17 protein-coding genes are annotated in these 25,543 nt (G+C 64.0%); 10 read left to right on the forward strand and 7 right to left on the reverse strand.

The features are described from left to right. Positions 1-80: 80 nt before the first annotated feature. Complete coding sequence (locus HV744_RS03420; RefSeq protein ID WP_175148132.1) at positions 81-1,364, reverse strand: 4-aminobutyrate--2-oxoglutarate transaminase; 1,284 nt, start codon at positions 1,362-1,364, stop codon at positions 81-83. A 123-nt stretch (positions 1,365-1,487) separates the two neighbouring features. Here HV744_RS03420 and pdxR point away from each other — a divergent pair, with 123 nt between their 5' ends. Next, on the forward strand, positions 1,488-3,035 hold the full coding sequence (gene pdxR, locus HV744_RS03425) for a MocR-like pyridoxine biosynthesis transcription factor PdxR (protein ID WP_175148133.1): 1,548 nt from the start codon (positions 1,488-1,490) through the stop codon (positions 3,033-3,035). Between the two features lie 147 nt (positions 3,036-3,182). On the opposite strand, the gene phnE is transcribed toward pdxR, so the two are convergent. Genes phnE through phnC form a run of 3 tightly spaced genes read right to left on the reverse strand, consistent with a single transcriptional unit; the run spans position 3,183 to position 5,952 of the window. After that, entirely contained in the window at positions 3,183-4,025 is an 843-nt protein-coding gene (phnE, locus tag HV744_RS03430; RefSeq protein WP_175148134.1) for a phosphonate ABC transporter, permease protein PhnE, read from the reverse strand. Continuing rightward, a complete protein-coding gene (phnD, locus tag HV744_RS03435; protein WP_175148135.1) occupies positions 4,022-4,999 on the reverse strand; it encodes a phosphonate ABC transporter substrate-binding protein in 978 nt (325 codons plus the stop codon). Before phnD ends, phnE begins: the two co-directional genes overlap by 4 nt. 41 nt (positions 5,000-5,040) lie before the next feature. Continuing rightward, complete coding sequence (phnC, locus tag HV744_RS03440) at positions 5,041-5,952, reverse strand: phosphonate ABC transporter ATP-binding protein (RefSeq protein WP_175148136.1); 912 nt, start codon at positions 5,950-5,952, stop codon at positions 5,041-5,043. A gap of 291 nt (positions 5,953-6,243) precedes the next feature. Here phnC and HV744_RS03445 point away from each other — a divergent pair, with 291 nt between their 5' ends. From HV744_RS03445 to HV744_RS03460, 4 genes are all read left to right on the forward strand, one after another. Further along, a complete protein-coding gene (locus HV744_RS03445) occupies positions 6,244-7,281 on the forward strand; it encodes a M14 family zinc carboxypeptidase (RefSeq protein ID WP_175148137.1) in 1,038 nt (345 codons plus the stop codon). Beyond that, a complete protein-coding gene (locus HV744_RS03450; RefSeq protein ID WP_175148138.1) occupies positions 7,278-8,078 on the forward strand; it encodes an alpha/beta fold hydrolase in 801 nt (266 codons plus the stop codon). Before HV744_RS03445 ends, HV744_RS03450 begins: the two co-directional genes overlap by 4 nt. 157 nt (positions 8,079-8,235) lie before the next feature. Next, positions 8,236-13,077 (forward strand): NAD-glutamate dehydrogenase, encoded by a 4,842-nt coding sequence (locus HV744_RS03455; RefSeq protein ID WP_175148139.1) that lies wholly within the window; start codon positions 8,236-8,238, stop codon positions 13,075-13,077. A 154-nt stretch (positions 13,078-13,231) separates the two neighbouring features. Then, a complete protein-coding gene (locus HV744_RS03460; protein WP_175148140.1) occupies positions 13,232-14,137 on the forward strand; it encodes a cation diffusion facilitator family transporter in 906 nt (301 codons plus the stop codon). A gap of 87 nt (positions 14,138-14,224) precedes the next feature. On the opposite strand, the gene HV744_RS03465 is transcribed toward HV744_RS03460, so the two are convergent. Then, the gene (locus HV744_RS03465; protein WP_175148141.1) at positions 14,225-15,205 is read right to left on the reverse strand and encodes an aldo/keto reductase; all 981 of its coding nucleotides are present in this window, start codon (positions 15,203-15,205) and stop codon (positions 14,225-14,227) included. Positions 15,206-15,489: 284 nt separating this feature from the next. On the opposite strand from HV744_RS03465, the gene HV744_RS03470 reads away from it, so the two are divergent. Beyond that, a complete protein-coding gene (locus tag HV744_RS03470; RefSeq protein ID WP_175148213.1) occupies positions 15,490-16,563 on the forward strand; it encodes a purine-nucleoside phosphorylase in 1,074 nt (357 codons plus the stop codon). A 253-nt stretch (positions 16,564-16,816) separates the two neighbouring features. Here the strand turns inward: HV744_RS03470 and HV744_RS03475 are convergent, their stop codons facing one another. Together HV744_RS03475 and HV744_RS03480 are read right to left on the reverse strand one after the other, a co-directional pair. Next, positions 16,817-17,128: a DUF4148 domain-containing protein gene (locus tag HV744_RS03475; RefSeq protein ID WP_175148142.1), complete on the reverse strand. Its 312-nt coding sequence runs from the start codon at positions 17,126-17,128 to the stop codon at positions 16,817-16,819. A gap of 214 nt (positions 17,129-17,342) precedes the next feature. Beyond that, complete coding sequence (locus HV744_RS03480; RefSeq protein WP_175148143.1) at positions 17,343-18,347, reverse strand: LysR family transcriptional regulator; 1,005 nt, start codon at positions 18,345-18,347, stop codon at positions 17,343-17,345. Between the two features lie 174 nt (positions 18,348-18,521). Between HV744_RS03480 and HV744_RS03485 the strand changes: the two genes are divergently transcribed. Genes HV744_RS03485 through HV744_RS03500 form a run of 4 tightly spaced genes read left to right on the forward strand, consistent with a single transcriptional unit; the run spans position 18,522 to position 25,490 of the window. Then, a complete protein-coding gene (locus tag HV744_RS03485) occupies positions 18,522-19,376 on the forward strand; it encodes an alpha/beta hydrolase (RefSeq protein ID WP_175148144.1) in 855 nt (284 codons plus the stop codon). A 34-nt stretch (positions 19,377-19,410) separates the two neighbouring features. Next, complete coding sequence (locus tag HV744_RS03490) at positions 19,411-20,619, forward strand: efflux RND transporter periplasmic adaptor subunit (RefSeq protein WP_175148145.1); 1,209 nt, start codon at positions 19,411-19,413, stop codon at positions 20,617-20,619. Positions 20,620-20,677: 58 nt separating this feature from the next. Beyond that, complete coding sequence (locus HV744_RS03495; RefSeq protein WP_175148146.1) at positions 20,678-23,863, forward strand: efflux RND transporter permease subunit; 3,186 nt, start codon at positions 20,678-20,680, stop codon at positions 23,861-23,863. Positions 23,864-23,876: 13 nt separating this feature from the next. Next, positions 23,877-25,490: an efflux transporter outer membrane subunit gene (locus tag HV744_RS03500; RefSeq protein WP_175148147.1), complete on the forward strand. Its 1,614-nt coding sequence runs from the start codon at positions 23,877-23,879 to the stop codon at positions 25,488-25,490. Positions 25,491-25,543: the final 53 nt, after the last annotated feature.

The raw sequence follows: 25,543 nt of genomic DNA on the forward strand, positions 1-25,543 counted from the left end.
GTGATGCGTTTTTACGCGCGCCGCACATGTTCAAACGGTCGAACGTTCAAGCATGCAGTTGCGGCGCGTGAATAAAAGCTTTAAACCACTACCGCGACGCTTTCCTTCAACACGTCTTCGAGAATCGCCATCGCTTCGTCGAACACGGTGTCCTGAATTGTCAGCGGGAACAGGAAGCGCACCACGTTCGAGTAGACGCCGCACACCAGCAGCAGCAACCCGCGTTCGAGTGCGCGCGCCTGCACGCGCCTGGTGAACTCCGCGTCCGGCTCGGTGCCGCCCGGCTTGCAGAATTCGACGGCCACCATGCCGCCCGGGCCACGCACGTCCGCGATCTGCGGCACGTCGCCTTGCAGCGCGACCAGCTTTGCCTTGATGCGCTCGCCGAGCAGCGTCGCGCGCTCGCAGAGCCGTTCTTCGTCGATGATGTCGAGCACCGCGTGCGCGGCCGCCAGCGCCAGCGGGTTGCCGGCGTAGGTGCCGCCGAGGCCGCCAGGCGCCGCGGCGTCCATCACGTCGGCGCGGCCGACCACGCCCGACAGCGGCATGCCGCCCGCGAGGCTCTTGGCCATCGTCATCAGATCGGGCACCACGTCGTAGTGGTGCATGGCGAACAGCTTGCCGGTGCGGCCGAAGCCCGTTTGCACTTCGTCGGCGATCAGCAGGATGCCGTGTTCGTTGCACAGCTTGCGCAACGCGCGCACAAACTCGGCCGGCGCCGGATAGAACCCGCCTTCGCCCTGAACCGGTTCGAAGATAATCGCGGCCACGCGCTTCGGATCGATGTCGGCCTTGAACAGGAATTCAATGGCCTTCAGCGAGTCGGCGGTCGTCACGCCGTGCAGCGGATTCGGGAACGGCGCATGGAACACGTCGGACGGGAACGGGCCGAAGCCGGTCTTGTACGGCGCGACCTTGCCGGTCAGCGCCATGCCCATGAGGGTGCGGCCGTGGAACGCGCCGGTGAACGCGATCACGCCCGGACGGCCGGTCGCGGCGCGGGCGATCTTGATCGCGTTTTCGACGGCTTCGGCGCCGGTCGTGAAGAAGGCGGTCTTCTTCGGGTAGTCGCCGGGCGCGCGCTGGTTGATCTTCTCGGCCAGCTCGACGTACGACGCGTACGGCACGATCTGATACGCGGTGTGGGTGAAATGATCGAGCTGGTCGCGAATCGCGGCCACGATCTTCGGATGACGGTGCCCCGTGTTGCAGACCGCGATGCCCGCCGCGAAGTCGATGAAACGGCGGCCCTCGATGTCCCACAGCTCCGCGTTTTCCGCGCGCTCGGCGTAGAAATCGCACATCACCCCGACGCCGCGTGGCGTGGCGGCGTCTTTGCGGCTCTTCAGTTCGGCATTCGTCATGGTCATCTCCTTCGCTCCCGGTTTTTCGCGAACGCCACGCCCACAGCGCGGCACATGCACCGACTATAATGAGATTTGGCTCTTAGCTTCAGAGCCATTTCAATAAAAATGTAGGAGCCAATTATGCGTGCGAGCGTTTTGTCCGACTGGCTGGCGCAGCGTCTGGACCGGGGCAACGGCCAGCCGATCTATCGCCAACTGCATCGGCTGTTGCAGCAGGCGATCCTGTCGCGCGAATTGCCGGCGGGCAGCAAGGTGCCGTCGTCGCGCTTGCTGGCGCAGGAGTTGGGCATCGGGCGCAATACCGTCACGCAGGTGTATGAGCAGTTGGTGCTCGAAGGCTATGTGAGTTCGGCGACCGGGCGCGGCACGTTCGTCGCCGACAGTGCGCCAGATGAGATCGTCGGCGCGCCCGAGGCCGACACGGTGGATGCGCTGAACGCGCCGAACGCGGGTTCGGCGCAGACGCCGGCGTCATCGTCATCGCCGGTGCTGCCGCAGGCGAGGCGCGCGCTGTCCACGCGCGGCGCGCGGCTGATCGCGGGCGCGGGCGTGTCGAAGCGTCAGTGGGGCGCGTTCATGCCCGGCGTGCCCGACGTCACGAAGTTTCCGGCGCGCGTGTGGAGCCGTCTGCATAACAAGTATTGGCGGCGGCTGCGCCCTGATCTGCTCACGTATGCGCCGGGCGGCGGGCTGGCCGCGCTGCGCCACGCGCTGGCCGATTACCTGCGCACCTCGCGCTCGGTGCGCTGCACGCCCGAGCAGATCATCGTCACGACCGGGATTCATCAGTCGGTCGACCTCGCCGTGCGTCTGCTGTCCGATCCGGGCGATGTGATCTGGACCGAAGACCCCTGCTATTGGGGCGTGCGCAGCGTGCTGCATGTGTCCGGTCTGCAATCGCGGCCGATCGCCGTCGACGACGAAGGCATCGATCCCTCGCCCGACGATCTCGCGCAGCCGCCGAAGCTGATGCTCGTCACGCCGTCGCATCAGTATCCGCTCGGCATGGTGATGAGCCTCGCGCGGCGCCGCATGCTGCTCGAGTACGCGCGGCAGAACCAGTGCTGGATCATCGAGGACGACTACGACAGCGAATTCCGCTATGGGAGCCGGCCGCTGGCGTCGCTGCAAGGTCTGGATACGTCGGGCCAGGTGATTTATGTGGGCAGCTTCGGCAAGACGCTGTTTCCGGGTCTGCGCATCGGCTATCTGGTCGTGCCGGAAGCGCTGGCGGAGAGCTTTGCCACCGCGAGCGCCGAGTTGTATCGCGAGGGACAGTTGCTGCAACAGGCGATGCTTGCGGAGTTCATCGCCGAGGGGCACTTCACGTCGCATATCCGCAAGATGCGCACGCTGTATGGGCAGCGTCGGCAGACGTTGCTCGACGCCGCGTTGCAACGTTACGGCGACGCGCTGCCGGCGGTGGGCGGCGAAGCCGGTCTGCATTTGGTGATGCAGCTGCCCGAGGGTAGCGACGACCGTCTGGTGGCCGCCGCCGCGCTGGAGCGCAATATCGTCGTGCGGCCGTTGTCGGGGTATTACGCGCAGCCGGCGCTGGCGCCGTCGGGCTTGCTGATCGGCTACGCGTGCGTGCCGGACGAGCAGATCGCGCCGGCCTTCAATACGCTCGCCGACGCGATCGACGCGACGCTTCCGCAATTCGCGTGAGCGCGGATTGGGTGTTCGTGAGGGCATTGACGTGAGGTTGAACGCGCCCGCGACGTCGAACGCGCCCGCGACGTCGAGAGCCTGGCGAAGCAGCACCATGCTCCGCCAAGCCCCTTGCGCAAACCGGCAACGCCGACCACCTCAGTCTCAGGTCACGCGCTCGCGCAACCACGCTGACGCCAGGTCGATCACCGTCACGACGACGATCACCATGATCATGACCGCGGCCGTCTGGGCATAGTTGAACGAGCGGATCGCTTCGTACAACACCACGCCGATCCCGCCCGCGCCGACCATGCCGACCACCATCGCCGAGCGCACGTTCGATTCGAAGCGATACAACGCGTACGAGATCCACAATGGCAGCACTTGCGGCAGCACCGCATAGATGATTTCGTCGAGACGGGTTGCGCCGGTTGCGCGCACGCCTTCGGCCGGCCGCGGATCGATGGCCTCGACCGCTTCGGCGAACAGCTTGGCGAGCACGCCGGTGGTGTGCACCCACAGCGCCAGCACGCCGGCGAACGGCCCGAGCCCGACCGCGACGATGAACAGCATCGCGAAGACCATTTCATTGATCGCGCGGCATGCGTCCATCAGGCGGCGCATCGGCTGCACGATCCACATCGGCGCCATGTTGTGCGCCGACATCAGTCCGCACGGCACCGCGCACACCAGCGACAGCGCCGAGCCCCACACCGCCACTGACAGCGTCACGACCATCTCGTGCAGATAGATGCGCCATTCGGTGAAGTCCGGCGGGAAGAAGTCTTTGGCGAACTGGCCCATGTTGCCGGTGTCGCTCAGCAAATCCAGCGGACGCATGTCGGCGCCGCGCCATGCGCCGCCCAGCACCGCCAGCACCGCGATCCAGCCGAGTAGCGACCACCAGCTGCGCTTGCCCGCCGCCTGCGCCGAATGAGACGCCGCCTGCGCGGCGGGCGCTTCGCCCGCACGCGTCGGCGACGTGATCAGATCGGCCGTGTTCATTGCTTCGCTTGCGCGCTGCTGAGCGCGCTCAGCTTCGCGTCGAGCGCGGCCAACTGGGCCTTGCGGTCGTCAGCGGAAAGATGCGCGTCGTTCTCGATCTTCTGCTTCTGCTGGAACAGCGCGACCTGGCGAATCGGCAGCAGCTGCGCATCCGACGATGCGGCGAAGCCGCTGAAGCCCGTGATCGCCGCCATCACCGCCTTTTCGTGCGGATCGGTCTTCGCGTAGTTCAGGAAGAAATTGCGCAGCTTGTCCTTGGTCGCTTGCGGCAGATCCTTGCGCCACACCAGCGGGTCCGACGGAATCAGCGGCGAGGTCCACAGCACACGCACTTGCGCGAACTTGTCCGGATGCTGCTTTTTCAGCGTGTCGAGCATCTCGGTGTTGTTGGTCGCGATGTCGATCTTGTTGTTCACGACGGCCAGCAGATTCGCTTCGTGGTTCGACGGCAGCACGGCCTTGAACGACGTGTTGACCGGCGTGTTGTGCTTCGAGAACAGGTAGTAGCCGGGAATCAGCGTGCCCGACGTGGAGTTCGGATCGCCGTAGCCGAGCGTGACGTCCTTCGTGTTCTTGAACACGTCGTCGAGCGTCTTGAAGCGGCTGTTCACGTTGGTGATCAGCACCGAGTAGTAACCGGCGTCGCCGTTCGCATACTGGACCTTCGCGAACACTTCGCCCTGCGAACGATCCACCGCCTCGATCGCCGACGCATTGCCGAAATAGCCGACCTGCACCTTGTTAAAGCGCATCCCTTCGATAATGCCGGCGTAGTCGGTCGCGAAGAACGCCTTGACGTTCAGGCCGGTTTGCTTGTTCATGTCTTCGATCAGCGGTTCCCAGCGCTGTTTCAGCACGGACGAGGAATCGGTCGAAATGATGCCGAGATTGATGTCTTCGGCGTGTGCGGTGGCGACACAGGCAAACGCGGCCGCGCCGACGGTCAGCGTGATCAATGAACGCAGGATTTTCATCGTTTTAGGTCTGGTTGAGTGGATGGAGTTGGGCGGCGCGCTCAGTTCGAGTGCGTCGGCTTGAGGGCGAACGGGTAGCGCGTAGAGGCGAGTGTGATCTCGCCGTGAGCTGGTGCGCTTGCAGCGGTGTGACAGGCCATGGGAGTGCTTTCCGCGTGATGCGCTGTGTCGTCGAGCAACTCGCGCGCGTCGTCGCCGTAGAGCTTCTTCAGCAGCGCCGGCGTGAGCGCGGCGGACGGGCCGTCGTAGACCACCTTGCCGCGACGCAGCGCAATCGTGCGCGGGCAATACTGCATCGCGACGTCGACCTGATGCAGCGACACCAGCACCGTGAGCTGATGTTCGACGTTCAGCGCGCGCAGCATGTCCATCACGCGGCGCGACGATTCGGGGTCGAGCGACGCGATCGGCTCGTCGGCGAGTACGATACGCGCGCGCTGCACCAGCGCACGCGCCAATGCCGCGCGTTGCTGCTGACCGCCGGAGAGATTGGCGGCGCGCTCGCGCGCATGTTCGCCGATGCCGACTTCGTTGAGCGCGGCCATCGACAACGCCCGTTCGGCGCCCGGAAAACGGCCGGTGAGACGGCGCCACCAGGGCAGACGCGCAAGCGCGCCGATCAGCACGTTGCTCTCGACGGAGAGCCGGCTCACCAGATTGAATTGCTGGAACACGACGCCGATGTCGCGGCGAATGCTGCGCACTTCCCTGACGATGCGGCCGTTCTGCTGGATCGGCCGGCCGAGAATCGAGATCTGCGACGGCTGTGCGTCGGAAGCCGTGAAGCCCGCGATGTGCCGCAGCAACGTCGACTTGCCCGAGCCCGATGCGCCGATCAGCGCCACCATTTCGCCCGGCTCGATGCTCAGATCGATTTCGTCCAGCGCTTTGCGGCCGTTGCTGAACGTCTTGCTCAGCCGTTCGATACGAATTGCTTCCCGAATCGTTTCCATAAGTATCCCTTGATGCCTCCGGCCGCGGCCGGCATGTGTGGGGCACATTCTAGAAAGCGTCTGTGACGGTTGAGTGAAGGGATCGCAACGTCTAGACGACTATATCTTTTTGTGTCTTTTTTAAGTCGTCGGAAAGGCAGGTTGAAGTCACTCCCTTAGACCATAAAATGACACCCGTATGACACGCTTCGCGCTGGGGACTACCGCTCGCGCATGATCGTCCGCGGCCAGGCTATATTGCGTCATCCCTGTGCCGTCCCCAATAACCCGGCAGTCCCTCGCGACGTCTTCATGCAGCCTTTTTTGAGCTTCCTTCCCGACAGTTTTGCGGAGTACGAAGATCTCAAGTCGATCCTCGATGACGGCAGCGCCAGCTTCGAAATCCGCACGGTCGGCGAGACCACGGTGCGCGGCCGGCAGTTTGCCCTTCACACCGCGAGCATCGGGTCGACCGACCCGCTCGCGCCGGCAATCGGGTTTTTCGGCGGCATTCATGGACTCGAACGAATCGGCTCGCAACTCGTGCTCGACTACATGCGCGCGCTGCTCTCGCGGCTCGAATGGGATGAACTGCTGGTGCGGCAGTTGCAGTCGATTCGTCTGATCTTCATGCCGATCGTCAATCCGGGCGGCATGTGGGCGGCCACGCGCGCCAATCCGAACGGCGTCGATCTGATGCGCAATGCGCCGCAGAACGCCGACGAACGCGTGCCGCTGCTCGCCGGCGGTCAACGTCTGGGCGCATGGCTGCCGTGGTATCGCGGCCGTGAGGGTGAGCCGATGGAGCCGGAGGCCGCCGCGCTGCTGCAGGTGGTCGAAACGCAACTGGCCGCGCGGCCGTTGAGCATCGCGCTCGATTGCCACTCGGGCTATGGCTGGAACGACAGCATCTGGTTTCCCTACGCGCGAACCCGCAAGCTGATGCACCATTTGCCGGAGATGTACGTGCTGAAGACGATGTTCGAAAGCGCGCATCCGCATCATGGCTACACGTTCGAACCGCAGAGTCACCAGTATCTGGTGCATGGCGATCTGTGGGACTTCGCGTACGACCGCACACCGGCACCCAACATCTTCCTGCCGATGACCCTCGAACTCGGCTCGTGGCTATGGATCAAGAAAAACCCGCGCCAGCTGTTTTCGCGTCAGGGCATGTTCAACCCGGTCAAGGCGCATCGCACGGAGCGCGTGTTGCGGCGTCATGCGAACCTGCTCGACTTTCTGGCGCGCGCGGCGTTTTCGTCGCAACGCTGGCTGCCGCAAGGCAACCGTCGCCAGCAACTGCTGCAAAGCGCAATCGACCATTGGTATAAACCGGAAGCCCTATGAGCACGTGGATTCTGCTGCGCGGACTCACCCGCGAAACGCGCCACTGGGGTCGCTTGCCCGCTGCGCTGCGCGACGTGCTCGGGTGTTCCCGCCTGCTGCTGATCGATCTGCCGGGCAACGGCGAGTTCGCGCACCTGCGCGCGCCGGCCGCGGTCGCGGAGATGGTCGGCTTCATCCGGAATGCTGCTTTGCAATCCGGCGCGCCCGGTCCGTATCGGGTGCTGGCGATGTCGCTCGGCGGCATGGTGGCGACCGACTGGGCGCAACGGCATGCTGGCGAGATCGAACGGCTCGTGCTGCTCAATACCAGCATGCGGCCGTTCAGCCGCATGCATGAGCGGCTGCGTCCGTCGGCGTGGCCGGGCTTGCTGGAGGTCGCCGCGCGCTGGCGCGACGCGCCGCGCGCCGAGCGCGGCATTCATCGGCTGACCTGCAATCAGGTTGAAACCCAAGGCGCGGATCTCGACGCGTGGTGCGAAATCCGCCGCAGCGCGCCGGTGAGCCGCGGCAACGCGCTACGGCAACTCGTGGCCGCCGCGCGCTTTACCGCAGCCGCTGCTGCACCGCGTTGTCCGCTGCTGGTTCTTTCTTCGCGCGCCGACCGGCTGGTCAACCCGGTGTGCTCGGCAAAGCTCGCGGCGGCGTGGGGAGCCGTGCACTACGAACATCCGTGGGCCGGGCACGACCTGCCGCACGACGATCCGGCGTGGACCGCCGAACAGGTCCGCGCGTGGCTCGAACAGGCGCAAGCCCTTGAGCCGCCGCCGGCCCAGGCCGCGCCGAAGCCCGCGCTGTAAACAGCCGGCCGTGCAACTGCGGCATCGCGGCCGTCAGCGGGTATAACCTAACAGCGGTCGTCGATCGCATTCGGGGCAGCAGGCGCATAATCCCCCTTCAGACGATGCATGCGAATCAAGCGAGACTCGCCATAGCCACCAGCCGCGGGAGTTGATCATGCAGGCAAAGAACGAAGAAGCCGTCACGCACTTGCTGAACGATGTCGTCGAATTTGCGCGGGGGCGGCTACCTGAGCCGACCTTCAACGTCGTCGAGCCCTTTCTGCGGCACTACTACGATTTCGTCGACGCCGACGATCTGCAAAGCCGCTCGATCGCCGACCTGTACGGCGCGGCGCTCGCGCACTGGCAAACCGCGCAGCGCTTCGTGCCCGGCGCCGAACGGCTGCGCGTCTACAACCCGATCCTCGAACAGCATGGCTGGCACTCCGATCACACGGTGATCGAGATCGTCAACGACGACATGCCGTTCCTCGTCGACTCGGTCTCCATGGCGGTCAACGGGCAGGGCCTCGCGCTGCATTCGGTCGTGCATCCGGTGTTTCGCATCTGGCGCGCGCCCGACGGCGGCATCGCGCGGGTCAGCCAGGGCGCCGAGGATGCCGCCGATACACGCTCGCATCTGACCTCGTGCATCCACTTCGAGGTCGACCGTTGCGGCGATGCCGCAAAGCTCGACTCACTGCGCGACGGGATCGCCAAGGTGCTGCGCGACGTGCGCGCGGCGGTGGAGGACTGGCCGAAGATCGTCGAACTCGCGCGCGGGACGATCAAAGGCATGAAGGCGGGCGAGGCGGGGCCGGACGGTCTCGAAGCGCGCGCGTTTCTCGAATGGATTGTGGCCGATCACTTCACCTTTCTCGGCCAGCGCGACTACGAACTGGTGCAGCACGATAGCGGCTACGGCCTGCGCGCGGTGCCCGGCTCCGGCCTCGGCATTCTGCGCGATGCGCAGCGGCCGGCCGGCGCCGCCGAAGTCACGGCGTTGCCGCCAGCCGCTGCCGAGATCATCGCGAGCTCGTCGCCGATCTTCCTGACCAAGGCCAATTCGCGGGCGACCGTGCACCGGCCGGGCTATCTGGACTATGTCGGCATCAAGCTGACCGGCGCGGACGGCAAGGTGACCGGCGAGCGGCGCTTCCTCGGCCTCTATACGTCCACCGCCTATTTCGTGTCGGCCGCGGAAATTCCGATCGTGCGGCGCAAATGCGCGAATATCGTGCGGCGCGCCGGTTTCCTGCCAAAAGGTCATCTGGCGAAATCGCTGGTGACGGTGCTCGAAACCTATCCACGCGACGAACTGTTTCAGGCCGACGAAGATCAGCTCTACGATATCGCGCTCGGTGTGCTGCGTTTGCAGGAGCATCAGCGCACGCGTCTGTTCGTGCGGCGCGATCGCTTCGACCGTTTCGTGTCGTGTCTCGTGTTCGTGCCGCGCGACAAGTACAACACCGATCTGCGCCAGCGCATCGCGAACCTGCTGACTGCCGCGTTCAACGGTGAGAGCGTCGAGTTCACGCCGCTGCTCTCGGAGTCGACGCTCGCGCGGATTCACTTCGTGCTGCATGCGAAGCCGGGCGGCATGCCCGATGTCGATACGCGCGAACTGGAAGCGCGGCTCGTCCAGGTCTCGCGCCGCTGGCAGGACGATCTCGCCGACACGTTGCTCGACGCGTACGGCGAAGAGCAGGGCAACCGTCTGCTGCAACACTACGCGGCTTCGTTTCCGGCCGGCTACCGTGACGACTATCCCGCCCGCACGGCAGTGCGCGATATCGAACTGATCGAACGCGTGCAGGGCAGCGAGCGGCTCGCGATGAACCTGTACCGGCCGATCGAAGCCGGCCCGCGTGCGTTCCGCTTCAAGGTCTATCGCGCGGGTTTGCCGATCGCGCTGTCGCGCAGCTTGCCGATGCTCGAACATCTGGGCGTGCGTGTCGATGAAGAGCGGCCCTATCTGATCGAGGCGCTGGACGCCACCCCTGCGTGGGTTCACGACTTCGGCCTCGAACTCGCGGACGATGCGGAGTTCGACATCGAACGCACGAAGGATCTCTTCGAAGAGGCGTTCGAGCAGGTGTGGACCGGCGCGATCGAAAGCGACGACTTCAATCGTCTGGTGTTGCGCGCGCAATTGAATGCGCGCGAGGTGACGATCTTGCGCGCGTACGCGAAGTACTTGCGGCAGGTCGGCTCGACGTTCAGCGACGCGTATATCGAGCGCGCGGTAACCGGCAACCCGGCGATTGCGCGGATGCTGGTCGAGCTGTTCATCGCACGCTTCAATCCGGTGTTTGGCGACGCGCGCGAGGCGCGGGTCGACGGCTGGCTGCATACGATCGACGGCGCGCTCGATCAGGTGCCGAATCTCGACGAGGACCGCATCCTGCGGCAGTTTCTCGGCGTGATCAAGGCAACCAGGCGCACGAACTACTATCGCTTCGACGCCGACGGACGGCCGAAGCCGTATCTGTCCTTTAAGTTCGATCCCGCGCAAGTGCCCGGCTTGCCCGAGCCGAAACCGATGTTCGAGATCTGGGTGTATTCGCCGCGTGTGGAAGGCGTGCATCTGCGCGGCGGGCGCGTCGCGCGCGGCGGGTTGCGCTGGTCGGACCGGCGCGAGGACTTCCGCACGGAAGTGCTCGGCCTGATGAAGGCGCAGATGGTGAAGAACGTGGTGATCGTGCCGGTCGGGTCGAAGGGCGGCTTCGTCGTGAAGAATCCACCGCCGCCGAGCGAGCGCGATGCGTGGATGCGCGAAGGCGTCGCGTGCTATCAGACCTTCCTGCGCGGCCTGCTCGATCTGACCGACAACCTCGCCGGCACGGCCGTGGTGCCGCCACCCGACGTGGCGCGCCACGATCCCGACGATCCCTATCTGGTGGTCGCCGCCGACAAAGGCACGGCCACGTTCTCCGACTACGCGAACGCAATCTCGCAGGAGTACGGCTTCTGGCTCGACGACGCGTTTGCGTCGGGCGGCTCGGTCGGCTACGACCACAAGAAAATGGCGATCACCGCGCGCGGCGCATGGGAGTCGGTCAAGCGGCACTTCCGCGAAATGAGCGTGGATACGCAGACGATGGACTTCACGGTGGTTGGCGTCGGCGATATGTCGGGCGACGTGTTCGGCAACGGCATGCTGTTGTCGCCGCATATCAAACTGGTGGCCGCGTTCGATCACCGGCATGTCTTCCTCGATCCGAATCCCGATCCGGCGGTCAGTCTTGCTGAACGTGCGCGGCTCTTCACTCTGGACCGGTCGAGCTGGGCCGACTACGATCCGTCGCTGATCTCGGCGGGCGGCGGCGTGTTTCCGCGCAGCGCCAAGACGATTCCGTTGTCGCCGGCGGTGCAGTCGGTGCTCGGCATCAGCGCGCCGGCGCTCGCGCCCGCTGAACTAATGCGCGCGATTTTGCAGGCGCCGGTCGATCTGCTTTATAACGGCGGCATCGGCACGTATGTGAAGGCGAGCCGCGAAACGCATCTGCAGGTGGGCGACCGCGCGAACGACGCGATCCGTGTCAACGGGTCGGATCTGCGTTGCAAGGTCGTGGCCGAAGGCGGCAATCTCGGCTTGACGCAACACGGGCGCATCGAATTCGCGCAGCGCGGCGGCCGCATCAATACCGATGCGATCGATAACTCCGCGGGGGTCGACTGCTCGGACCACGAGGTCAACATCAAGATTCTGCTGGGCCTCGTCGTCGCCGATGGCGAGATGACCGAAAAGCAGCGCAATGCGCTGCTCGCCGAAATGACCGACGAAGTCGGCCTGCTCGTGTTGCGGGACAACTACTATCAGACCCAGGCGCTGTCGATTGCGGGCCGCTACGGCATTGAACTGCTCGATGCCGAGGCGCGGCTGATGCGCTACCTCGAACGTGCGGGGCGCCTGAATCGCGTGATCGAGTTCCTGCCGACCGACGAGGAAGTGGCCGAACGGCTCGCCGCGAAACAAGGCCTGACCACGCCCGAGCGTGCGGTGCTGCTCGCCTATAGCAAGATGTGGCTGTACGACGCGCTGCTCGAATCGTCAATGCCGGAAGACCCGCTCGTCGCCGACATGCTGGTCGAGTACTTCCCGAAGCCGCTGCGCCAGCGCTTCAGCGTGCCGATGCAGCGCCACCCGTTGCGCCGCGAAATTCTCGCGACGCATCTGACCAACGCGTTGGTGAACCGGGTCGGCTGCGAGTTCGTGCATCGGCTGATGGAAGAAACCGACGCGCAGCCTGGCGACATTGTGCGCGCGTGCATCATGGCGCGCGACGTGTTCGATCTCGACGACGTATGGCGCAGCATCGACGCGCTCGACAACCGTGTCGCCGACGATGTGCAGGCGCGCATGTTCGTCGAAGTCGCGCGGCTCGTCGAACGCTCGGCGCTGTGGTTCCTGCGGCATTTGCAATCGGGCGCGGTCGGCAACGGCGACATGGCCGGCCTGCTCGCGCGCTGCCGCGACGCGGCGCAACGCCTTGCGCCGCAGTGGCCCGTTCTGTTGCCGAGCGCGGACCTCGAAGCACTGTCGGAACGGCAACGCGTGCTCGCCGATGCCGGCGTGGACAGCGAACTGGCAGTGCGGATCGCGAGCGGCGAGATCTCGGCGGCGTTGCTCGACATTGCCGAAGTGGCGTCGACCTGCGCACGCAGTCTCGAACTGGTGGCGGGCGTGTACTTCGCGCTCGGCACGCTGCTGAACTACAGCTGGATCAGCGAACGCGCGGCCGCGTTGCCGGCGCCCACGCACTGGGACATGCTGGCGCGCGCCACGGCGCTGGCCGAACTCGCGCGCCTCAAACGCGCGCTGACCACGAGTGCGTTGGCCGACGCCGACGACGCATCGACGCCGGACGCGCTGGTGCACGCATGGCGTGACAAACGCGCCGCGCAACTCGAACGCTATACGCGCCTGCTGGCCGATCTGCGCGCCACGGGCGGGGCGAGTCTGTCAGTGCTGCTGGTGATCGTGCGCGAGATGGCGGCGCTCGAGCGGGTCTAGCGAGACGCGCGGCGAGCGGGAGAGATGCCGTCGAGTATCAGCAGGAGTGCGGTGCAAACAACGCAGGGGTTGGACGCGTGCCACCCGGCGTGTCCATAATACGAATGCTTGCCAACCGAAAGCTCTCTGCAAACTCACGGACGCCCGCCCGACGATGAAAGAAGAATCGCCGAAACCCATTATTTATGCGCTCGCCGCCAACCTCGGCATCGCCATCTGCAAGTTCGCGGCGGCGTCGTTTACCGGCTCCGGTTCGATGTTCGCGGAAGCCATTCACTCGACCGCCGACTGCGGCAATCAACTGTTGCTGCTATTCGGGCTGCGTCAGGCCCGCAGGCCGGCGAGCCCCCTGCATCCGCTGGGCGGCGGACGCGAAATCAACTTCTATTCGCTGCTGGTCGCGTTGCTGCTGTTCTTTGTCGGCGGCGCGTTTTCGGTGTACGAGGGCGTGCATCGTCTGTTCACGCGCGAGCCGTTGCAGTTTGCTTATGTCGCATTAGCCGTGCTCGGGGTGTCGGTGGTGCTCGAAGCGTTGTCGCTGTGGGGCGCGCTCAAGGAGATCCGCAAGACGAATCCGGACAAGAACATGTGGCGGTGGTTTCGCGAGACGCGCGAGTCCGAGTTGCTGGTCGTCGCGGGTGAGGACATCGCCGCGTTGGCGGGTCTTGCGATCGCGTTTGTCGCCGTGCTGCTCACGATGGTGACCGGCAATCCCGTCTATGACGCGTTGGGCTCCGTTGGCGTGGGCTTTCTGCTGATGGTGATCGCGTGGCTGGTGGCGCGCGAAGTGAAGTCGATGATCGTCGGCGAATCGGCGAGCCCGGAAGTGCGCCGCGCGATCGAGGCACACCTGCGCGCACGCTCCGAGATTCGCGGCATCATCAATATGATTACGCTGCAATGGGGGCGTCACGTGGTGGTGGCGGTGCAGGCGGAAATGATCGACTACGCAAGCGGCCGCGCGATGGTCGATGCGATCAATGTGATCGAGGCTGATTTGCAGGCTACGTTTCCGCAGGTGCGGTGGGTGTTTTTTGAGCCGGAAGTGCCGCGTGCTTGAATGAGCGTGCGCCTGTTTGAATCGAGGCCGGCGGATTCTGTTGCGGTTTCCGCGCGGCCTTCGTGGTCGCGTTTGCGTGGGGACTGCTTATTTAAACCCGGTCACCGCATGCGGCACGTACAGCTCCTCAAGCTGCCGAATTTCTTCCGCGCTCAGATTCAACGACAGCGCCGCAACCGCATCATCCAGATGATGCAGCTTGGTCGCGCCGACAATCGGCGCGGTAATCGGCTGCTTCTGCAACACCCACGCTAGCGCGACTTGCGCGCGCGGCACACCGCGTTCCTTTGCGATCTGGCTGACCCGTTCGACGATCCGCCGATCCGCATCCTCCGTATGCGCATAGAGCGTGCGGCCAAATTCATCCGTCTCGGAGCGCGCGCTTTCGGTGTCCCAGTCGCGTGTCAAACGTCCGCGCGCGAGCGGGCTCCACGGAATCACGCCGATGCCTTCGCTTTCGCACAGCGGCAGCATCTCGCGCTCTTCCTCGCGGTACAGCAGATTCACGTAGTTCTGCATCGTCACGAAACGCGTCCAGCCATGACGCTCGGCGACGTGCAGCGCCTTCGCGAACTGCCACGCGTACATCGACGACGCGCCGATATAGCGGGCCTTGCCGGCCTTCACGACATCGTGCAGCGCCTCCATGGTTTCTTCGATCGGCGTGCCGTAGTCCCAGCGATGGATCTGGTACAGGTCGACGTAGTCCGTACCGAGGCGCCGCAGGCTGTGATCGATTTCCGCCATGATCGCCTTGCGTGACAGGCCCGCGCCATTCGGGCCGGGATGCATGCGGCTATTCACCTTGGTGGCGAGCACGATCTCGTCGCGCTTCGCAAAGTCCTTGAGCGCGCGGCCGACGATTTCTTCGCTGGTGCCGTCCGAGTAGACATTCGCCGTGTCGAAGAAATTGATGCCGTGATCGAGCGCCTGCTTGATGAAGGGCCGTGCGGCTTCGTCGTCGAGCGACCACGGATGCGTGCCGCGCGAGGGCACGCCGTAGCTCATGCAGCCGAGACAAAGACGCGATACATCGAGGCCGGTGCGGCCGAGTTTCACATAGTCCATCGTGGTGCTCCAGTTGTGATGTGCACAAAGGCGGTGCGCCTCCTTGGGGGACTTCCTTTCTTCAGGTGCCCCCAAGGGGGCGCGCTACGGGCTTCCGATTATAGGGAAATGACGCGAACAACGTGCTGCGCCGAATCAGCCAGGCGTGCCCGCCGGTTCCATTTGCCGTACGGGAAATTGCGTATCACGTAGTGGCAAATAATTTCTTCGCACTTATACTTCTTTCGGCTTGAAAGCAGCACTCTCTCCCAACCTGCATCACAAGCAAAAGAAGGAAGATCATGATGCTGACTCGCTCACTCGGCGCGCTATGCGCCTTTGCACTCGCGGCATGCGCGGCCTTTTCGTCCGGACCGGCCAGCGCGGACGACAACGGCGGTTTCTCGCACGGCGACGGCGGCTCGCATGGGCAGCCCGTCAAGGTGATGATCATCTCGATGTTCGGCCCCGAGGGCCAGGTGTGGCTCGACCGGCTCGGCCCGTGGCACGACATTGCAGTGGATGGTTTGTCGCCCGACTACCCGGCGGTTCATTGCAACAAGCAGGACATTTGCGTGATGACCACCGGCATGGGGCACAGCAACGCGGCGGCGTCGATCATGGCGCTGACCTTCTCGCCGCGTTTCGATTTGCGGCACACGTACTTCATGGTTGCCGGGATTGCCGGGATCGATCCGCAGCAAGGCACGGTGGGATCGGCCGCGTGGGCGAAGTATCTGGTCGACTTCGGCATTCAGTGGGAGATCGACGGGCGCGAGATTCCGCCTGGCTGGAATACGGGCTATCTGGGGATCAACACGACGAGCCCTTCCGCCAAGCCGCCGCTCGACTACCGCACCGAGGTGTTCCAGTTGAACACGCAACTCGCCGATACGGCATTTGCGTTGTCGCACAGCGTTGCACTGTCCGATAACGCACAGGCTCAGGCCGCACGCGCGAAATATTCCTATGCGCCGGCAAATCGTCCGCCTACGGTGATTCAATGCGATACGCTGGCTGGCGACACCTGGTGGTCAGGAACATTGCTCGGTCAGCGGGCCCGTGATTGGACCAGCATTCTGACGGACGGCAAAGGTGTTTACTGCACGACCCAGCAGGAAGACAACGCCACGTACGAGGCGCTCAAGCGTGCCGCTTCCGTACACAAGGTCGATCTGAACCGCGTTGCTGTATTGCGCGCGGGTTCCGATTTCGATCGGCCCTACGATGGCCAGACGAGTGCGGACAACCTGCTGAACTATGCGGCGCAGGGCGGCTTCACGATTGCTATCGAGAACCTGTTCCGCTCCGGAAATCCGCTGGTGCAGGACATCGTCACGCATTGGGGCGAGTGGCGCGAAGGCGTGCCAAAGCGGTAACCGAAAATCTCTTCAATAGCGACGTGCCCGCGCAGCAGGAGCGCGGGCACACGTGCGACAGGTACAGCAAACTACCCGCTATCGACACCACTTAATGTTGTGGCGCGCGGAACGGCGTCCACACTGGGGTGTCGGTATCCCATTGATCCAGTTCGGATGGTGTCATGATGTGCTCCTTTTTGAAGAATGCATGTGTGGCGCCGCAATGACTGTTTATTTTGGAAACCGAATCATTGCGGCGTCTTCATTTGAATTACTGTCCGTTGGCGACGCGTGTCACGACGCCATTCGTGCCTTCCTGCAACGCAATGCGCGCGGCTTGCGTCTGGCCGATCAAACCTTTGTTCGGATAGCTGGTGCGATTCAGCGCGGGCAGTGAGCCGTCACGATAAGCCGCGACCAGTTCGGCCTTGACTTCGGCACGCGTTTTTGCGCTCGTGCTCGGTGCGGGTTGCGTTTGATAAGTACCGGCGCGGCCAATGCCGCCACCGCCGTTGCCTTGCGCAAACACCGGCGCGCTTGCGAGCAGCGAAAGAGCCAGGCCAGCCAAGAGATTGCGTTTCATGATTCACTCCGGTCGATTCATTTGCAGCACGAGCGGCGCTGCGACAGGGTGAAATGTAGACTTTGGGGCAGTGCGGATAAATCGCACTTTCGCGAAATGAATTGTCGCGATTTCGGAACAATCGCGATGGCGGCCTTGCTAACTCAAGCAACCGCGGCATTAGAGCCGCGGTTGGAATTCACTTTTCCAGATTCCGTACTTCAATTCCGGTTAATCACGCGACCCATTCGGTTATCACTGGCGTGTCGCGCACCGGTGCCGACTCGCGTTCTTCGAAAGTCCGCTTGGTGCAGGTGGCGTCGAGACTGCCGCGGCCGCTCAGCAACGGGCAACGGTCGAACAGCTCCGCGATCCAGTCTACGAAAACACGGACTTTGGGCGACAGATGACGACTGTGCGGATAGACTGCGGAAATCGGCATCGGCAAAGGTTTCAGTTCCGGCAATACTTCCACCAGCTGACCCGAACGCAGATGCGGCAGCACCATGAAGAGCGCCGGCTGAATCAGGCCGAAGCCTTCCAGCCCGCAAGTCACGTAGGCGTCCGCGTCGTTCACCGACACGATGCTCTTCATTTTCACTTCGACTTCTTTGCCATCAAGCATGAAGGCCCAATCGATCGTACGGCCCGTGCGGCTCGAGAAGTAGTTAACTGCTTTGTGATTGTCCAGGTCTTCGAGCGACGCCGGCATGCCCGCGCGCGCGATGTAGTCCGGGGCCGCGCAGGTCACGCCCTCGAACAGACCGATCCGGCGCGCCACCAGCGAGGAATCCTGTAGCGCGCCGACCCGCACCACGCAATCCACGCCTTCCTGCAACAGATCGACCGGCCGGTCCGTCAGGCCGAGTTGCAGATCGATGTCCGGATAGCGCGTGTGGAATTCACACAGCGAAGGAATCACCAGCAGGCGGCCGATCGATCCCGGCATGTCGATACGCAGCTTCCCGTGCGGCTTTTTATTGCCGCTCTGAAAACTGGCTTCGGTCTCTTCGACGTCCGCGAGGATGCGCACGCAGCGTTCGTAGTACGCCGCGCCGTCCGGCGTGAGCGACAAACGCCGCGTGGTCCGATGCATCAGACGCGTGCCGAGGAACGCTTCTAGGTTCTGAATAATCGTGGTGACGGATGCGCGCGGCAGATCGAGCGTTTCCGCTGCGCGGGTAAAGCTGTTGGTGTCGACGACGCGCGTGAACACTTGCATGGCCTGAAGCCGGTCCATTGCAAACCTCCAGAAAGGGGCAGGCGCACCAGGCGGGAATCGAATCCGCAGAGCAATCGCATTCGATTGTTCAGGGGCACCGAATTGTGTTGCCGGATTATAGGCATTTATTTAGGAGTCTGCCGAACCCACAATTCGCACCATTGAAGTTCTATGCGCATCGCGCGGCTCGACATGGAAGCATTTAAACCGCCGTACTCCTTTGTGCCCGCCGACAGCGGCCCGGCAGAGGCCGACAGCACGGCACTCGACATCACTGATGTGCAGATCGAAGGGTACGCGCAGGACATCACGTTGCGTTTGTACCGGCAGGCGAAAAAAACCGCATTGCCGGTACTGCTTTATTTCCACGGCGGCGGCTTTACGAAGGGCTCGATCGAGCAGGCCGATTTTGCCGCGCGTTATTTCGCAGAACACTTACCGGCACTGGTCGTGTCGGTGGGTTATTCGCTGGCGCCGCAGTTTCCGTTTCCCGCCGCGCCTGAAGATGCGCATCGCGCGGCGCTGTGGGTGCAAACGCGGGCACGCGCGTTCGGCGGCAATAGCAGGAAGGTCGGCGTGGCCGGCCACGATGCGGGCGGGCAGTTGGCCAACTGCCTCGCTTTCATCGCGCGGGACCGCGGCGATGTGCAGATCGCCGCGCAGGCGCTGTTCGGACCGATGCTCGATCCGAGCCTCACGCGTCTGGGCGACGAAAAGCGTTTGGGTTCGGACATCACGGCGAAAGAGTGCGCGGCGTGTTATCGCGCGTATCTGCCGCAAGCGTCGCAACGCATGCACCCGTATGCCGCGCCGCTCGAATCGTCGCGGCTCGCGGGGCTGCCCGCCACGCTGATCGCGACCGCGCAAAACGACGTGCTGCATGTGGAAGCGGAGAAATACGCCAGCAGTCTGATCGACGCGGGTGTGCTGACTCAGGTGGTTCGCTACCCGAGCGCCTCGCACGCCGCGCTGGCCGATCATCCGCCCGCTTTACAGGAAGCGGTGCGATTTTTTCAATGGCGCTTCGATGCGCGCGCCCATCGATAAACAGAAATTTAATCAGCGATACCGGGAGCTTCTCATGACTATCCTTCCTCTTTCCCGCCGCCGCGTGGCGATTGCCGCGCTAGTGGTCCTCGTCGTGGCTGGGCTCGGCACGTTCGGCGCGATTCGCGTGGATGCGAGCTCGCCCGCCGCGCCGACCATCGTGCCGGAGGTCGATGTCGCGACCGTGGTGCAAAAAACCATTACCGACTGGCAGAGCTATTCGGGCCGTCTTGAAGCGGTCGAAAAAGTTGACGTTCGTTCGCAGGTGCCGGGCACCATCGTGTCGGTCAACTTCAAGGACGGCGCGCTCGTGAAGAAGGGTGACACGCTGTTCGTGATCGATCCGCGCCCGTACGCGGCCGAAGTGGATCGCGCCGAAGCGCAGCTCGCGGCCGCGCAGGCGCGCACGGGCTACACGCAAAGCGACTGGGAGCGCGCGCAACGCCTGATCGCCGACAACGCGATCGCCAGGCGTGACTACGACGAGAAGCAGAACGCCGCGCGCGAGGCGAGCGCCAACCTGAAGGCCGCGCAAGCCGCGCTCGAAACCGCGCGCATCAATCTCGGCTACACGAAGATCGTCGCGCCGGTGGCGGGCCGCGTGTCGCGCGCGGAAATCACGGTGGGCAACGTGGTGTCGGCGGGCGCGAGCGCGGCGCCGCTGACCACGCTGGTGTCGGTCTCGCCAATCTACGCATCGTTCGACGCGGACGAACAAACCTATCTGCAATACCTGAGCCGCGCGAAAGACGGCGGCAAGGTGCCGGTGGAACTGGGTCTCGCGGATGAAAGCGGCTACTCGCGCAGCGGCACGATCGAATCGGTCGACAACCGCCTCGACACGTCGTCGGGCACGATCCGCGTGCGTGCGCGTTTCGATAACCAGGACGGTGCATTGATTCCGGGCCTGTATGCGCGCGTGAAAGTGGGCGGCAGCGCGCCGCATCCGGCGCTCTTGATCGACGACGCCGCGGTCGGCACCGATCAGGACAAGAAGTTCGTGCTGGTGGTCGACCAGGGCAGTCACGTCGTGTACCGCGAAGTGTCGGTGGGCGGCATCCAGGGCACTCTGCGCGTCGTCAAGGACGGACTGAAGGCCGGCGACCGCATCGTCGTCAACGGCATTCAGCGCGTGCGTCCTGGCGACTCGGTGCGCGCGCACATGGTGCCGATGACGACCGATCAGGATCCGAACAGCGCGCCGCTCGCGCAGACGCGCGCCAAAGCGGACAAGAATTCGTGAGCCCCGTGCGCCGCGGCCTGGTTGCGCGCGGTGCATGCTCCAATGTTAAGAGCTTCCCATGAACATATCCAAATTCTTCATCGATCGGCCGATCTTTGCCGGCGTGCTATCGGTATTGATCCTGCTGGGGGGCATCATTTCGCTCTTCAAGCTGCCGATTTCGGAGTACCCGGAAGTGGTGCCGCCGTCGGTGGTGGTGCATGCGCAGTATCCGGGCGCGAATCCGAAGGTGATCGCCGAAGCAGTCGCTTCGCCGCTCGAAGAGCAGATCAACGGCGTCGAGAACATGCTGTACATGCAGTCGCAGGCGAATAGCGACGGCAATCTCACGCTCACGGTGACCTTCAAGCTCGGCACCAATCCGGACCTCGCGACGCAACTGGTGCAGAACCGCGTCAACCAGGCGCTGCCGCGTCTGCCGGAAGACGTGCAACGGCTCGGCGTGACGACCATCAAGAGTTCGCCGACGCTGACGATGGTGGTCCACCTGATCTCGCCGAACAATCGCTACGACATGACGTATCTGCGCAATTACGCGCTGCTGAACGTCAAGGATCGGCTCGCGCGGATTCAGGGCGTCGGCGAAGTGCAGTTGTGGGGTTCGGGCGACTACGCGATGCGCGTCTGGCTCGATCCGCAGAAAGTCGCGCAGCGTGGTTTGACGGCGACCGAAGTGGTCAATGCGATCCGTGAGCAGAACATTCAGGTGGCGGCCGGTGTGATCGGCGCATCGCCTTCGGTGCCGGGCACGCAGTTGCAGTTGTCGGTGAATGCGCGCGGCCGGTTGAAGACCGAGGGCGAATTCGGCGACATCATCGTCAAGACCGCGCCGGACGGCGGCGTGACCTATCTGCGTGACATTGCGCGTGTCGAACTCGCAGCGTCGGAATACGGCCTGCGTTCGCTGCTCGACAACAAGCCGGCGGTGGCGCTCGCGATCAATCAGGCGCCGGGTGCGAACTCGCTGGCGATTTCCGATCAGGTGCGCGCGGCGATGAAGGAACTGGCCGAAGACATGCCGGCGGGCGTCGAATACCGGATCGTCTACGACCCGACGCAGTTCGTGCGCTCGAGTATCGAGGCGGTCGTGCATACGCTGCTCGAAGCGATCGCGCTGGTGGTGATCGTCGTGATCGTGTTCCTGCAGACGTGGCGCGCGTCGATCATTCCGTTGATCGCGGTGCCGGTGTCGATTGTCGGGACTTTCTCGCTGCTGCTCGCGTTCGGCTTTTCGATCAACGCGTTGTCATTGTTCGGCATGGTGCTCGCCATCGGGATCGTGGTGGACGATGCGATCGTGGTGGTGGAGAACGTCGAGCGGAACATCGAAAACGGGCTCAGTGCGCGCGATGCGACCTATAAGGCGATGCAGGAAGTGAGCGGGCCGATCATCGCGATTGCGCTGACGCTGGTCGCCGTGTTCGTGCCGCTCGCGTTCATGACCGGCTTGACGGGGCAGTTCTACAAGCAGTTCGCGATGACCATCGCGATCTCGACGGTGATCTCGGCGTTCAACTCGCTGACCTTGTCACCGGCGTTGTCCGCCATGCTGTTGCGCAGCCATGGCGCGAAGGAAGACTTCCTGACGCGGGTGATGAACCGTCTGCTGGGCGGCTTCTTCAGGCGTTTCAACAAGGTCTTTCACCGTGGCTCGGCGGCGTACAGCCGTGGTGTAACCGGCGTGCTGCGCCGCAAGGGTGCGATGCTCGCGGTGTACGCGATCCTGCTGGGCGCAACGGTGCTGATCACCCGCGTGGTGCCGGGCGGCTTTGTGCCGGCGCAGGACAAGGAGTATCTGATTGCCTTCGCGCAGTTGCCGAACGGCGCGTCGCTGGATCGTACGGAGAAAGTGATCCGCGATATGAGCGCGATTGCGCTGAAGCAGCCGGGCGTGGAAAGCGCGGTGGCGTTCCCCGGTTTGTCGGTGAACGGCTTCACGAATAGTTCGAGCGCGGGCATCGTGTTCGTGACGCTCAAGCCGTTCAAGGAGCGTGGCGACAGGAAGCTCTCGGCCGGTGCGATTGCCGGTTCGCTGAACCAGCAGTATGGCGCGATCAAGGACTCGTTCGTCGCGGTGTTTCCGCCGCCACCCGTGCTTGGTCTCGGCACGCTCGGCGGCTTCAAGATGCAGTTGGAGGACCATGGCGCGCTCGGCTATGCGGAGTTGAACAAGGCAGCCGAAGCGTTCGTGAAGCGCGCGGCGCAAACGCCTGAACTCGGGCCGACCTTCTCCAGCTATCAGATCAACGTGCCGCAACTGAACGTCGACCTGGATCGCGTGAAGGCCAAGCAACTCGGCGTGCCGGTCACGGACGTGTTCAATACGATGCAGATCTATCTGGGCTCGCTGTATGTGAACGACTTCAACCGCTTCGGCCGCGTGTATCAGGTGCGGGTACAGGCGGACGCGCCGTTCCGTCAACGCGCCGACGACATCCTGCAACTGAAGACGCGCAATGCCGCGGGCGACATGGTGCCGTTGTCGTCGCTGGTGACGGTGACGCCGACATATGGTCCGGAAATGGTGGTGCGTTACAACGGCTACACGGCAGCCGATATCAACGGTGGACCGGCGCCGGGTTTCTCGTCGGGTCAGGCGCAGGCCGCGGCCGAACGCGTGGCCGCTGAAGTGTTGCCGCACGGTGTGAAGCTCGAATGGACCGATCTGACGTATCAGCAGATTCTCGCCGGCAATGCAGGCATGTGGGTGTTCCCGATCAGCGTGCTGCTCGTGTTCCTCGTGCTCGCCGCGCTATATGAAAGTCTGACGCTGCCGCTCGCGGTGATCATGATCGTGCCGATGAGCGTGCTGTCGGCGCTGACCGGCGTGTGGCTCACGGGCGGCGACAACAACATCTTCACGCAGATCGGTTTGATGGTGCTGGTTGGGCTGTCGGCGAAGAACGCGATTCTGATCGTCGAGTTCGCTCGCGAGCTCGAACATGACGGACACACGCCGCTGTCGGCGGCGATCGAGGCGAGCCGCCTGCGTCTGCGGCCGATTCTGATGACGTCGATCGCGTTCATCATGGGGGTGGTGCCGCTGGTGCTGTCGAGCGGCGCCGGGTCGGAGATGCGTCACGCAATGGGTATCGCGGTGTTCTTCGGGATGCTCGGCGTCACGCTGTTCGGTCTGATGCTGACCCCCGTGTTCTATGTGGTGCTGCGTACGCTGGCGGGCGGGACGATCCACGTCGCGCAGAAGGATGCGCCGCACTATGGTGCGCCGGTGACGGACGCCTGAGGAGAAAACAATAATGAAACGCGTTGAATCTCGCTTTGAATCTTTGAGCGGGTGGGGCCGGGCGGCTGTCAGTGGCTTGCTGGTTGCACTGCTCGCCGCCTGCTCGGTGGAGCCGACTTACAAGCGGCCGGACGTGGACACGCCGAGCGCGTTCAAGGAAGCGCCCGCCGCGTCGGCCAGCTCCGCTGCATCCGCACCGTCCGCGCAGGACACCGGCACGTGGAAGCAGGCCCAGCCCGCGGACGACGCGCATCGCGGCGAATGGTGGACGATTTTCGGCGACCCGCAACTCAACGCGCTGGAAGAGCAGGCGTCCGCCGCGAATCAGGACCTGAAGGCAGCGGCGGCGCGCGTGCAACAGGCGCGTGCGGTGACGCAAGCGGCGAAGTCGGACTGGTTCCCGAAGCTCGACGCGGGCTTCGGCCCGACGCGTGAGCGCGCGTCGGCGGCATCGCAATTCCTGCCGGATAGTGCGGGCGGCACGACGGGCACGATCTGGCGCGCGCAAGTCACCGCGTCGTACGAAGCCGATCTGTTCGGGCGAGTGAGTTCGAACGTGAACGCGTCGCGGGCGGACGAGCAGCAAAGTGAAGCGCTGTTCCGTTCGGTGCAACTGTCGTTGCAAGCCGATGTTGCGCAGAACTACTTCCAGTTGCGCGAGCTCGATACGGATCAGGATCTGTACCGCCGTACCGTGGCGCTGCGCGAGGACACGCTGAAGCTGGTCGAACGCCGCTTCAAGGAAGGCGATATCGGCGAGCTGGATGTTTCGCGCTCCCGCAACGAACTCGCGAGCGCGCGTGCCGATGCGGTCGGCGTCGCGCGTCAGCGTGCGGCGTCCGAGCATAGTCTCGCGATTCTGCTCGGCAAGCCGCCGGCGGACTTCTCGTTCGCCGAAGCGCCGCTCGTGCCGGTGACGGTGCGGGTGCCGCCGGGTTTGCCTTCGGCGTTGCTCGAACGGCGGCCCGATATTTCGGCGGCGGAGCGGTCGATGCAGGCGGCGAATGCGCGCGTTGGCCTTGCGAAGTCCGCGTTCTTCCCGAAGCTCGATATCACCGGCGCGGCTGGCTTTGAATCGGCGACGCTCGGCAATCTGTTCATGTGGTCGAGCCGCGCGTTCATTCTCGGTCCGTTCGCCGGCACCGCATTGACGGTCCCGCTGTTCGACGGTGGCCGTCGCAAGGCCAACCTCGCGCAAGCGCGTTCGAAGTATGACGAAGACGTCGCGCAATATCGTCAGCAGGTCTTGGTGGCGTTCCGCGAGGTCGAAGACAATCTGGCCGACTTGCGTCTGCTCGACGATCAGATGCGCGAGCAGAACAACGCGGTGCAGGCCTCGCAACGGGCGGCGCATCTGTCAAGCACGCAGTACACCGAAGGCGCGGTCAGCTATCTGGATGTGATCGACAGCGAGCGCCAGGTGCTGACTTCGCAATTGCAGGCGAGCCACCTGTCGGGCACGCAGGCGGTGGCGACGGTGAATCTGATTCGCGCGCTGGGCGGCGGTTGGGGTGATGTGAGGGCGCCGGATACGGCGGTTGGGGCGGTTGCTCCGGACGCGGCTTCTGGTTCGACGTCCGCGATTGCGTCTACATCTGCATCGGCGCAGCAGGTGGCGAAGCAGTAACTAACTGGCTCATTGATGCCGTAGCGTAGTGAACGCCGGGTCGCGCGATAGCC

The organism is Paraburkholderia ultramafica (assembly GCF_902859915.1).
Lineage (GTDB): Bacteria > Pseudomonadota > Gammaproteobacteria > Burkholderiales > Burkholderiaceae > Paraburkholderia > Paraburkholderia ultramafica.